Here is a 9,356-nt window from a genome sequence, read left to right as displayed (position 1 = left end):
CCGTCACCCCGCCCGCGAGGGCGAGGACGGCGACGGCGGAGACGCCGTCCACCACCGCCGTCCCCGCTGCCGATTGGGCCGATTTCGTCTTTCGATCATCCGCTGATAAGTTTTTCCACGTCGGAAGGGACGAGATCGCGAAAGCGGTCGGAAGCCCGGCCGGTCAGGCGTCGGTGGTGCAGCGGTAGCACGCCCACTTTCAGTGGGAGGGGTTCGTTCAATTCGGGCCCGGCGCTCCAATCCACAGGGGCGGAAGTCGTATTCGACTTCCGCCCCTGTCGCTTTTCCGGTGCTTTCCCGGCTGCGCGGCTACCGCCGTGACGGCGTCAGGGCAGCACGTCGTACGTGTAGACCGAGGAGATGTCCAGCACGGACCTCGGCGTCGCGGAGGGGCCGAGCGGGGAGACGATCGGGTCGTCGATGCGCTCGCCCTTGTAGGTGGCCGCGGGAGCGGTCATGTCGGGGGCGTAGAGCCGGCCGAAGCGGTTCATCCAGCCCTCCCAGATCCGGTCCACGTTGCAGTGGTGCAGGAAGAACACCGGGTCGTTGGGGGAGGTGCCGGGCGCCATGTCGCCGCTGATCCACACGTGGACCTGGTTGTGCATGTGGACCGGCCGGGTCGGGTCCCTCGGGATCCACCCTTCGAGCAGGTTGCGGAAGCCCTGCGAGGCGCTGTTGAAGTTCAGCGTGTCGTACCGGTCGGCCGGGTCGGTGCTGCTGGCCGGCGGCGCGTACGCGAGCGAGGTCTTGACCTCCGCGCTCGTCGGCAGGGTGGGCCAGTCCGTGGCGAAGAAGCGCTCCAGGCCGCGGTGCGGAACGGCCTGGACGGGCATCCCGTCGAGATCGCTCTCGATGCGGATGACGAAGGAGTCCGGATTGGCGGGGTTGAACGCGAACGGCCCGTCGCTGACGGGTTTTCCGGCGGCCGGATCGCTCTGCCCGCCCAGATAGGCGGCCGTGAAGACGGTGGGGTCGGTGGGCGAACCGAGGTCGCCGTCGGCCGCCCAGTCCCAGTAGGGGAGGGCAAAGCCGGGCTTGTTCAGAACACGCTGGATGTTCGACTCCAGCAGACCGAGCATCACCCGGTGCCACGGCAGGAAGATCGGCCCCCGGTGGGCGGCGTTGCGCCGCAGCGGATCCCCGCCCGGCGGGATCGGGGTCATCATCGTCCAGCAGTGCCAGATCACGAACAGGTCGTAGGTGAACACGGGGGCGGGATCCCCGGGGACGCCGACCTGGTCGGTGGTGAGGCTGGTCCGCTCCTGCTTGAGCGCCAGGACGCCCGCGATGTAGTCGTCCCGCGCGGTCGCGTCGGTGAGGATGTTCTTCCGGACGACAGACATCTCAGTGGTCCTTCGGGAAGCGCTTGGGGAACTTGCGGATCAGCTCCTGGACGATGTCCACCGCCGAGGAGAACTGGTAGGCCGGCAGGCCGTGGCAGGCCAGCCTGCCGTCCTCGTCCACGTCGAGTCCGACCGTCAGCGGGCGGCCGTCCACGGTGACCTCGTAGGTGGTGACGATCCTGATCTGGTGGCCCTCGAACTCCGCCGTGCGGACGGAGGACGAGTGGCCGGGGTGGTGGCCGCCCATGCCCCCCATGTGGTCGTGCGCGGGCTTGATGCTTGCGATGTAGTTCCCGAACGTTTCCGGGTCGGCGGCAGCGATCAGCTCTGCCGGGGTGATGGTCGGGTCCATGTCTGCATCCCGGGAAGGTCGCGGTTCCGGCGCGCCGCCCGAATGCGGCCGCCGTCCACCACCCACCATCCCGCCGGGCGCGGAGCTCCGCAGCCCGGACGGCCCGACGGCCACGCAGCGCGACCGCCGGGCCGGGCGGGAGGGGTGGAGGTGGACGGACGGTGACGGTCAGCCGGGGACGGCCGTCACCGTCAGATCCCGAACGCCGCCGCCCAGCGGGCCGAGCCCGACGGCAGCGGGTCGCCCTCGTTCAGGCTGAGCGCCATCCACGCCTCGTCGGGCGCGTCGACGGTGAGCCGGACCCCGTGGGCCGAGGCGCGGACGAACCCGAACCGCGGGTAGTACGTCGGGTGCCCGAGCAGGATGACGAAGCGCTCACCCGCCGCGCGGGCGGCGTCGAGCGCGGCACGGACGGTGGCCGAGCCGGCCCCCGACCGCTGGTGGTCCGGGTGCACGGACACCGGCCCCATGGCGAGGGCCGGGACGTCGCCGATGTGCGCGCGGCTGAGGACGGCGTGCGCGACGGGCGTGCCGGTCGGGTCGGCGGCCCCGGTGGCGACGAAGGAGAGGCCGCCGATCCAGCCCTCGTCGGCGCGCAGCGCGGCGAGGAGGTCGGCCTCGTGCGCCCGGCCGAAGGCGGCGAAGGTGAGGGTCTGGACGGCCGGGACGTCCGAGGTGGTCTCGGTACGGGTGAGCCAGGTGGAAGAGGAAGAAGACATGGTGAACCCTTGGGTGAAAGGGCCCCGGTGCAACGCGAAAGTACCGTCGGTGCGGTCAGACCAGGGCCCGGGAGATGCGTATGGGCGTCCGGGCGCTGCGCAGCACAGGCGCAGCGGTCATCACCGCGGCCACAATCTCACCGTCCCCGTCTCTCTCGGCATCCTGGTCCAGCATGACGGGCCGACCGTAGCAGGGCGGGGGCTTCGGCGCTCCCTGTTTTCCGCCCGGATGCACCGCCGGCCGCCCACCGGGTGGTGGACGGCCGAGGCGGGAGGTGCTTGCTGTGTCAGAGGGAGGCGGCGAACTCCACGAACGCCTGCCAGGCGGCCGGCTCGAAGGTGAGCTGCGGGCCGGTCTTGTCCTTGGAGTCACGGACGTGGACGGCGGCGGTCGCCTCCGCGATCTCGATGCAGTCGCCGCCTTCGTTGCTGCTGTAGCTGCTCTTGCGCCAGGCGACCTCGACGCACTCGCCGCCCTCATTGCTGCTGTAGCGGCTCTTGAACCATGCCAGCTTCGTGCTCATCGCTCTCCCAGCATCTTCTCGATCAGGGACAGGGACTCGTGTGGAGTGAGGGCCTGCGCCCTGAGGGTGCCGTATCGCGCGTTCATGATACGGACTTCGTCCTGATCCGTGATCAGCCTACTGCTCGTCTGAACTTCGATATAGCCGGTCTGGGGACGGCCCTTGGGCGTGAGCAGCTTGAATGACCCGCCCATGCCCGCGTGCTCGGTTCTGTCCAGTGGCAGGATCTGTACGACCATCCCGCGCGTCTGGCCGACCTCGAGAAGGCGGCGCAGCTGCTCCGAGTGAATGGCCCACCCGCCCAGCGGTCTCCGCAACACACTCTCGTCGATCACCCAGCTGAACATGGCCCTGGGCCATCGCGTCAGGATCTCCTGCCGAGCGAGTCGGGCCGACACCCGGATCTCGATCACCTCCTCCGAAAGCAGCGGTTGCCTCATCTCGTAGAGCGCACGAGCATGGGCTTCGGTCTGAAGCAGACCTGGAATGAGCAGCGTGCTGTAGTCGTGCAGCTCCACGGCCTCCGCCTCCAGCCCCGCGTAGTCCCGGAACCACGCCGGATGCCGCACCCGGGCCTTCGCCTTCGCCTGCTGCACGTCGTCCTTCGCGATGCTCAACAGCCCACCGGCGTTCAGGAGTTTGTCCGCCGCGTCCAGCAGTTCCGGCTGCGGCGTGCGCTTCCCCCGTTCCACCGAGCCGATCATGGCCTCGGTGTAGCCGACCTGGTTGCCCAGCTCCTTCTGCGTCATCCCCGCGCGCTCGCGCAGCAGCTTGATCTGCTTGCCGAGGGCGCGGAAGAAGTCGGACACCTCGGCGAGGTCCTCCGCCAACTCCGGCCTGGCCTCGCCGCTCTCTCCGCCACCCCGTACGTCACCCATTGCGACCACCCCTGGATTCAGGTCACGCCCAACAGCCCGAACAGGCCACGGTGTGCACCCGGACAAACACTCCCCGTGTCCGCCTGATGCATGGTCAGCGTACGCCCGGCCCTCCACGCTATGTCGCATGAAGTCCGAAATTCCCGTAGACACCGGCGTCTCGCGCCGTCTCGCGACCCTTCTCGCGCCCACCCCCAAGGGCGCCGCGATCGGCCGCCGCATCGCGCGTCAGCAACTCACCGCCTGGCGCATCGACTCCCTGGCCGAGGAGCCGTTCCACTCCGCGCTGTTGATCATCGGCGAGCTCGCCGCCAACGCGTCCACCCACGGCCGCGTCCCCGGCCGGCGGTTCGAGCTCGCCCTCGCGCTCACCGTCGACCCCCACGTGCTGCGCATCGAGGTCTCCGACTGCCGGGGCGACCGGCACCCCGTCCTCCCGGCGGTCTGCGCGCCCAACTCCCCGTCCGGGCGCGGGCTCACCCTCATCGACGCCCTCGCCGACCGGTGGGGATCCGACGCCCGCCACCCCGGCGCCAAGACCGTCTGGGCCGAGCTCGACCTCCCCGCTCCCCGTGCCGTCTGACAGCCCGGCCACCGCGACCCGCGTCGCGGCCCTCACGCTGCTGCCGGCTTCCCTCCTCCTCGCTCTCCTCTCCTGGGCCCACCCCACCCACCCCACCGGCCCGACTCCGTCCCCGGGCGTCACCTCAACCCCAACCCCCTGACCGCGCACGGGAAGTCGGCGCCGCCGACTTCCTACGCAAGCGCGTCCGCCGCGGCGTCGAGGATCCTGCCGAAGGTGTGCGCGATCACGGGCTTCGCCACCGCGCGGGTGAGCACCGCACCGAACGGGGCGCGGACCTCGAACGTGGTCGTCCACGCGACCTCGGTGCCGCCGTCGACCTCCCGGAAGGTCATCCGGCCGAGCTCGTGCCGGGACGGCGGGAAGCTGCGGTCCACCGTGTACTCGAAGTCGTACGGCGCGTTGTAGACGGTCACCCGCTCGCGGAACCACCCGATCGCCCACGTGTGCAGGCGGACCGCCCCCACCCCGTACGGCGCCCCCGCGCCCGGCCGGGCCAGCCGCGCCCGGAGGATGAGCGGCGAACGGGTGTAGTTGGTGGTCGTGGCGCACCACTCGAACACGTCCGCGATCGGCGCCGCGATGACACGTCGAACGGTCAAGGTCTTCATCGCTGTTGCCCCTTCTCCTGCCGGTGTCGCTGCCGCTGCGCGGAGCGGCGGCCCCGCGCAGCAGGTGGACGGGACAGGGCCCGGGAACGTGACACCGGAAGTCTGACGAGCCGACAAGCCCGACAAGCCCGGTCAGTGCGTCACCGGCCGGTGACCCCGTCGGTCAGCTCGCGCACGACGTCGGCGTGGCCGTTGTGCCGCGCGTACTCCCGGATCATGCCGATCATGATGCTGCGCACGTCGTACACCCGGCCGCGCTTGGTGGTGACGGTGGTGTCCGGGTCGAGACCGGCCGTGACGGCCCGGCTGCGCTCGCACTGGGCGACGTAGCGGGCGACGTCGGCGTCCAGGCCCTCGCTGCGGTCGAGCTCCCAGTCCCAGTCGACCTCCTCGCCGTCGTAGTACGGGTACGGCTCCTTCGAGCCCGCGACGCACTCGACGAACCACCACTGCTCGATGGTCGTCAGGTGCCGGACGAGGCCGTGCAGCGTGGTCTCGGACGCGACCGTGCGCCGGGCGGCCTGCTCGGGGGTGAGGCCCTCCAGCTTGGACAGGAGGGTTGCCCGCTCGTAGTCGAGCCAGCTGTTCAGGGCGGCCATCTCGGGGCCGGTGGTGGGGGGATCGACGCGCTGGAGGGGCGAGGTGAACGTCATGGCGGCCAGTGTCGGACGGCCCGGAATCGCGTCGCAAGCGAATTGGCGTTGCCGGTGCCCGGGCCCGTCACCGGAGTCGCAGGGCGCCCGGAGCGCGGTCGCCGAAGATCTCGACCAGCCAGTCGAAGACGGTGGTCCCGCGTTCCTGTCGCGCGGCGGCGAGGTCGGCGCTGACCGCGGGCCGGTTCGTGTGGTGACAGCGCGACAACCGGATCTCCAACTGGCGGGCGGTCTCCGGATATCCGAGATGCTCGCGGGAGACCTGGTGGTCGCGCCACTCCACCACGTAGTCATCGTCGTCGGGCGTTCCGAAGCCCCCGCTGAGGCAGTCGGCGAAGGCGTCGAGATTGCGGCCGAAGTATCCCCCGGGGCCGTTGACCGCCTCGCCGATGATCCGCCAGAAGTCTTCCAGCGTTCTGATCTGCGTGCCGTCCAGCACGTACGTCGTCGTCACAGCCCGGAGACTACGGGCAGCTCCGCGCCGTGTCGCTCCGTTTCCGGCCGCTGCGTGCCCCGGGTCCGGCTGCTCGTAGACTCCCGGCATGTCCGGCCTGCTGCCCTCCGTCCCCCGCTCCCCGGCGCCCCTGACCTCCGCGACCGCGATCGCGACGCCCGTCGGCGCGTTGGAGTTCTCCGCCCGGATCGGTTCGTGGGCGGTGCCGGCCCGGCCCCAGCGGGCATTCTGCCTGCCCGGTGGCGCGCTGGTCCACCGCTGGGAGCACGAGTCGGCCGAGCTGGAGCTGCTGATCTGCTCGTACGAGGCGGAGACCGACTTCACGCTGCCGGTGGCCGCCTGCTGGGGTGCCGTCTGGAGCGTCCGCGCCCGGACGGCGCTGGAGCGGGTGCGGCTGTCCGCGTCCTTCCGGGACGTGCCGGCCGACGTGCAGAGCGGCCCGGCGTCGGGCCAGGCGGTGGCCGCCCTCGACCTCTGGAACGCCGGCACCGACCTCACCCTGGGCGGCTCGGACGAGGAGGACATCTGCGACCGCGCGGAGGCCGGCGACTCCCTGCCCCGCCGCTGGGCCGCCCTCATCGACGACGTCCACCGCGGTACCCACCCCACGTGGGGCGTCGAGTACCAGGACGACCACCCCGGCCTGGCCTGGACGCTCCCCCCGTTCGCCCCCGCTGACCACGCAGTCCTCCACGCCGCCGTCAGCTGGCGCACCCCCCGCCCGGACGACCCCGAGGACGACGTCTCGCCCTGGTGGGCCGTCATCACCCGACCCCGCCACCTCCTGGCCGCCGCAGCAGCGGCCGCCGCCGGCCGGTAGCACGGCCCCGCACAGGAGGTCGGCCGGTCCGACTGCCCGTGCGCGCGCCGGCGTTGCGGAACGTGCCGGCCCGCTGCTAGCCGGAGAGGCCGAGCAGTAGCTTCGCGGCCGCCGCCGAGCCGTCGGTGCGGATCGTGCCGGCGACGGCGGCCGCGCGCTCGCGGGTTCCGGGGGCCAGGGCCGTGGCCAGCGCGGCCGACAGGGACTCGAAGGTGGGGGTCGGGCCGTCGTGGGCCGCGCCGATGCCCAGTTCGGCCACGCGGTCGGCCCAGTACGGCTGGTCCGCCATCTGCGGCACCACCACCTGCGGCGCGCCGGCCAGCGCGGCCGTCGTCGTCGTGCCCGCGCCGCCGTGGTGCACGACCGCGGCCACCCGGGGGAACAGCGCGTGATGGTTGACCTCGCCGACGGCGAAGCAGTCGTCCTGGTCGTCGGTCAGCGCCAGGCCGGCCCAGCCGCCGGAGACCAGCACCCGCCGGCCCTGCGCGCGGACCGCCGCGACGGCCGCCCGGGCGACCTCCTCCGCGTCGCGGATGGGCATGCTGCCGAAGCCGACGTACACCGGCGCCTCGCCGGCGTCCAGGAACGCCGCCAACCCGTCCGGGAGCGGGCGCTCGTCGGCCCGGAGCCATGCGCCGGTCTGCTCGACGGCGAGGTCCGCGGGCTGCAGCCACGGGCTCAGCACCGGGTCCGCCGCCAGCCACGGCCGGCCGGTGAGGACGTAGTCGCGGAAGTCGTCCACCGGCGGCAGGCCGACCGTCTCCCGGTGGGCGTTGAGGCCCGTGCCGAACAGCAGGTTCATGTTCTCGACGTCGAGGTCCCACAGCACCCGGTTGTCGGTCACCCCCGGCGGGAACGGGCGGCCCGGCCGCGGGAACGGCGGGTGGTGCGGCGACGGCAGGTAGCTCGGGAAGTAGGCCACGAACGCGTACGGGATGCCCAGCTGCTCGGCCGCCGACCGTGCCGCGGCCGCCGCCGGGAGCAGGCCGGTCGCCACCACCGCGTCGCAACCCTCGGCCGCCGCGAGGACGGCGTCGTAGGTCGTGGCGACCAACGCGGCCGCCCGCTGGGCCATGCCCTCCGCCGGCAACGGCGCCTTCCCGGTCACCGCCCCCGTCGCCACCGGACGCACCGGGGCGCCGATCGGCGCGAACGGGATCCCGGCGGCCGCCAGCAGTTCCGTGAAGTCCGGCGGTGCGCAGACCCGCACCTCCGAGCCGTCCGCCCGCAACTGCGCCGCCAGTCCCAGCATCGGCTCGACGTCCCCGCGCGACCCGTAGGCCATCAACAACACCCGCATGTTCGCCACTCTCGCTTCCGCAGTTCCCGGTATTGATCATCGATTCTGCGGCACCGACGGGGCCTTGCCGCAAGCCCCTTGGAGCGCTATATGTTGAGAGTGGCGGGAAGTGATGCCCCGTCTGTTCCGCTTTCCGCCAAGGGTTGTCCCGTACCGCGCCGGGGCCGGCTGTGGAAGCTGTCCCCGGAGGACCGGGTGCTCCTGGTGGCCGCGTACTGGCACACCAACGTGACCCTGCGCCAAATCGCCCCACACTTCGGAGTGTCGAAGTACACCGCCGATCGCGTCATCGACCACCTCGGCCCCAGGCTCGCGCTGGCCCCGCGCAGGCGGTTTGCCAAGGACGCGGTGCTGATCGTGGACGGGACATTGGTACCCACCCCCGACCGCAAGGTCGTCGAGCAGTCGAAGAACCATCGCTACTCGACGAACCACCAGGTGGTCATCGACGCCGAAACCCGCCTGGTTGTGGTGGTCGGCCGGCCCCTGCCCGGCAGCCGCAACGACTGCAGGGCATGGGAGGAATCCGGGGCCAAGGCCGCCGTCGGCCGGACAACCACGATCGCCGACGGCGGCTGCCCCGGAACCGGCCTCGTCATCCCGCACCGCCGGCCCCGAGGCGGCGAACTGACCGACTGGCAGGTCGAACACAACCACGACCACAAACGGGTTCGCGCCCGCGTCGAGCACGCCTTCGCCCGGATGAAGACCTGGAAGATCCTGCGCGACTGCCGCCTGAGTGGCGACGGTGTGCGCCACGCGATGCACGGCGTTGCCCGCCTGCACAACCTCGCTCTCACGGAATGACTCCCGCCGTATGCGGGACCTGAGAGGCCTCCGGGAGACGGCTCCCCCTCGCAGTCTCGGAGGAGAATCAGGCGAGGCAGAACTCGTTGCCCTCGATGTCCTGCATCGTGATGCACGACTCGTTGACGCCATCGGCGCGCTGCGTCAGCACGTGTTTCGCGCCGAGCGCCATCAGCCGTGCGCATTCGGCCTCGAGTGTGGCCAGACGCTCGTCACCCACGAGCCCTGTGCCGACCCGCACATCAAGATGCACCCGGTTCTTGACGACCTTGCCTTCGGGAACCCGCTGGAAGAGCACGCGCGGGCCCACAC

Annotated in this window: 13 protein-coding genes, 1 tRNA gene and 1 pseudogene; 5 read left to right on the top strand and 10 right to left on the bottom strand. The window is 71.5% G+C overall.

What is annotated here, in order from left to right:
* Together ABZ885_RS30110 and ABZ885_RS30105 are read left to right on the top strand one after the other, a co-directional pair.
* On the top strand, window positions 1-188 hold a 188-nt coding region (locus ABZ885_RS30110; RefSeq protein WP_360195378.1), incomplete at its 5' end, for a hypothetical protein.
* Window positions 168-239: transfer RNA gene (locus ABZ885_RS30105), tRNA-Glu, on the top strand. The genes ABZ885_RS30110 and ABZ885_RS30105, both read left to right, overlap by 21 nt.
* An 87-nt stretch (window positions 240-326) precedes the next feature.
* Here the strand turns inward: ABZ885_RS30105 and ABZ885_RS30100 are convergent.
* From ABZ885_RS30100 to ABZ885_RS30080, 5 genes are all read right to left on the bottom strand, one after another.
* A complete protein-coding gene (locus ABZ885_RS30100) occupies window positions 327-1,343 on the bottom strand; it encodes a tyrosinase family protein (RefSeq protein WP_360195375.1) in 1,017 nt (338 codons plus the stop codon).
* A gap of 1 nt (window position 1,344) precedes the next feature.
* Window positions 1,345-1,695 carry a hypothetical protein gene (locus ABZ885_RS30095; protein ID WP_360195372.1) on the bottom strand — a complete coding sequence of 117 codons (351 nt, stop codon included), beginning with the start codon at window positions 1,693-1,695 and terminating at the stop codon, window positions 1,345-1,347.
* 191 nt (window positions 1,696-1,886) lie between these two features.
* Window positions 1,887-2,414 carry an N-acetyltransferase gene (locus ABZ885_RS30090; protein WP_360195369.1) on the bottom strand — a complete coding sequence of 176 codons (528 nt, stop codon included), beginning with the start codon at window positions 2,412-2,414 and terminating at the stop codon, window positions 1,887-1,889.
* Window positions 2,415-2,701: 287 nt separating this feature from the next.
* On the bottom strand, window positions 2,702-2,938 hold the full coding sequence (locus tag ABZ885_RS30085) for a DUF397 domain-containing protein (RefSeq protein ID WP_360195366.1): 237 nt from the start codon (window positions 2,936-2,938) through the stop codon (window positions 2,702-2,704).
* A complete protein-coding gene (locus ABZ885_RS30080; RefSeq protein WP_360195363.1) occupies window positions 2,935-3,747 on the bottom strand; it encodes a helix-turn-helix transcriptional regulator in 813 nt (270 codons plus the stop codon). The genes ABZ885_RS30085 and ABZ885_RS30080 overlap by 4 nt, the downstream gene beginning before the upstream one ends.
* 196 nt (window positions 3,748-3,943) lie before the next feature.
* On the opposite strand from ABZ885_RS30080, the gene ABZ885_RS30075 reads away from it, so the two are divergent.
* Window positions 3,944-4,399: an ATP-binding protein gene (locus ABZ885_RS30075; protein ID WP_360195360.1), complete on the top strand. Its 456-nt coding sequence runs from the start codon at window positions 3,944-3,946 to the stop codon at window positions 4,397-4,399.
* A 173-nt stretch (window positions 4,400-4,572) separates the two neighbouring features.
* Here ABZ885_RS30075 and ABZ885_RS30070 read toward each other — a convergent pair whose 3' ends face one another.
* From ABZ885_RS30070 to ABZ885_RS30060, 3 genes are all read right to left on the bottom strand, one after another.
* On the bottom strand, window positions 4,573-5,010 hold the full coding sequence (locus tag ABZ885_RS30070; RefSeq protein WP_360195357.1) for an SRPBCC family protein: 438 nt from the start codon (window positions 5,008-5,010) through the stop codon (window positions 4,573-4,575).
* 140 nt (window positions 5,011-5,150) lie between these two features.
* Window positions 5,151-5,663 (bottom strand): DinB family protein, encoded by a 513-nt coding sequence (locus ABZ885_RS30065; protein WP_360195354.1) that lies wholly within the window; start codon window positions 5,661-5,663, stop codon window positions 5,151-5,153.
* A 67-nt stretch (window positions 5,664-5,730) separates the two neighbouring features.
* Window positions 5,731-6,117, bottom strand: a complete 387-nt coding sequence (locus ABZ885_RS30060; RefSeq protein WP_360195351.1) for a barstar family protein — start codon at window positions 6,115-6,117, stop codon at window positions 5,731-5,733.
* Window positions 6,118-6,205: 88 nt separating this feature from the next.
* On the opposite strand from ABZ885_RS30060, the gene ABZ885_RS30055 reads away from it, so the two are divergent.
* A complete protein-coding gene (locus ABZ885_RS30055; RefSeq protein ID WP_360195348.1) occupies window positions 6,206-6,937 on the top strand; it encodes a hypothetical protein in 732 nt (243 codons plus the stop codon).
* 76 nt (window positions 6,938-7,013) lie between these two features.
* Here ABZ885_RS30055 and ABZ885_RS30050 read toward each other — a convergent pair whose 3' ends face one another.
* Entirely contained in the window at window positions 7,014-8,237 is a 1,224-nt protein-coding gene (locus ABZ885_RS30050; RefSeq protein ID WP_360195345.1) for a glycosyltransferase, read from the bottom strand.
* A 156-nt stretch (window positions 8,238-8,393) separates the two neighbouring features.
* Between ABZ885_RS30050 and ABZ885_RS30045 the strand changes: the two are divergent.
* A pseudogene (locus tag ABZ885_RS30045) lies at window positions 8,394-9,044 on the top strand (transposase); the annotation flags it as partial.
* 67 nt (window positions 9,045-9,111) lie between these two features.
* On the opposite strand, the gene ABZ885_RS30040 reads toward ABZ885_RS30045, so the two are convergent.
* Window positions 9,112-9,356: VOC family protein (locus ABZ885_RS30040; RefSeq protein ID WP_360195342.1), on the bottom strand; the 245-nt coding region annotated here is incomplete at its 5' end.

This window comes from Kitasatospora sp. NPDC047058 (assembly GCF_040643935.1).
Classification (GTDB): Bacteria; Actinomycetota; Actinomycetes; order Streptomycetales; family Streptomycetaceae; genus Kitasatospora.
This window is presented reverse-complemented; position numbering and strand designations above follow the sequence as displayed.

Coding starts and splice junctions, on each gene's coding strand:
- ABZ885_RS30100 (WP_360195375.1), bottom strand. CDS start 1,343: ATGTCTGTCGTCCGGAAGAACATCCTCACCGACGCGACCGCGCGGGAC.
- ABZ885_RS30095 (WP_360195372.1), bottom strand. CDS start 1,695: ATGGACCCGACCATCACCCCGGCAGAGCTGATCGCTGCCGCCGACCCG.
- ABZ885_RS30090 (WP_360195369.1), bottom strand. CDS start 2,414: ATGTCTTCTTCCTCTTCCACCTGGCTCACCCGTACCGAGACCACCTCG.
- ABZ885_RS30085 (WP_360195366.1), bottom strand. CDS start 2,938: ATGAGCACGAAGCTGGCATGGTTCAAGAGCCGCTACAGCAGCAATGAG.
- ABZ885_RS30075 (WP_360195360.1), top strand. CDS start 3,944: ATGAAGTCCGAAATTCCCGTAGACACCGGCGTCTCGCGCCGTCTCGCG.
- ABZ885_RS30070 (WP_360195357.1), bottom strand. CDS start 5,010: ATGAAGACCTTGACCGTTCGACGTGTCATCGCGGCGCCGATCGCGGAC.
- ABZ885_RS30065 (WP_360195354.1), bottom strand. CDS start 5,663: ATGACGTTCACCTCGCCCCTCCAGCGCGTCGATCCCCCCACCACCGGC.
- ABZ885_RS30055 (WP_360195348.1), top strand. CDS start 6,206: ATGTCCGGCCTGCTGCCCTCCGTCCCCCGCTCCCCGGCGCCCCTGACC.
- ABZ885_RS30050 (WP_360195345.1), bottom strand. CDS start 8,237: ATGCGGGTGTTGTTGATGGCCTACGGGTCGCGCGGGGACGTCGAGCCG.